Annotated in this window: 1 protein-coding gene and 1 pseudogene; both read left to right on the top strand. The window is 41.8% G+C overall.

Going from position 1 to position 509, the window contains the following annotated elements; all coding sequences use genetic code 11:
• Positions 1-5: 5 nt before the first annotated feature.
• Positions 6-65, top strand: a pseudogene (locus F0L68_RS46130) (hypothetical protein); the annotation flags it as partial.
• Positions 66-509, top strand: a 444-nt coding sequence (locus F0L68_RS46125) for a hypothetical protein (protein ID WP_240543056.1), incomplete at its 3' end; no start/stop codon positions are given.

Here is a 509-nt window from a genome sequence, read left to right as displayed (position 1 = left end):
GTGCAATGGACTTTTACCAGACTTCTCTTCGTGATCCTGCTTTCTATCAGCTCTACAACAGAATTGTGGAATACATCGTTGAGTTCAAGCAATACTTGAAGCCTTACACTCAAGACAAACTTTACTTTGATGGTGTCAAGATAACTGATGTTAAAGTCGATAAATTGACAACATTCTTCGAGAACTTTGAATTCGACGCCAGCAACAGCGTGTACTTTAGTAAAGAGGAGATTAAGAACAACCACGTCCATGACGTTAAGGTGCGCCAGCCACGATTGAACCACAGCCCCTTCAACGTTAACATTGAGGTTGATTCTAATGTCGCCAGTGACGCTGTTGTCAAAATCTTCCTGGCTCCCAAATACGATGACAACGGAATACCTCTCACATTAGAGGACAACTGGATGAAATTCTTCGAGTTGGACTGGTTCACAACTAAACTCACCGCTGGTCAGAACAAGATTATCCGCAATTCGAATGAATTTGTCATATTTAAAGAAGACTCCGTG

Origin of the sequence: Solihabitans fulvus, from assembly GCF_008386585.1 — a bacterium.
In the GTDB taxonomy this organism is placed as follows: domain Bacteria; phylum Actinomycetota; class Actinomycetes; order Mycobacteriales; family Pseudonocardiaceae; genus Solihabitans; species Solihabitans fulvus.
This window is presented reverse-complemented; position numbering and strand designations above follow the sequence as displayed.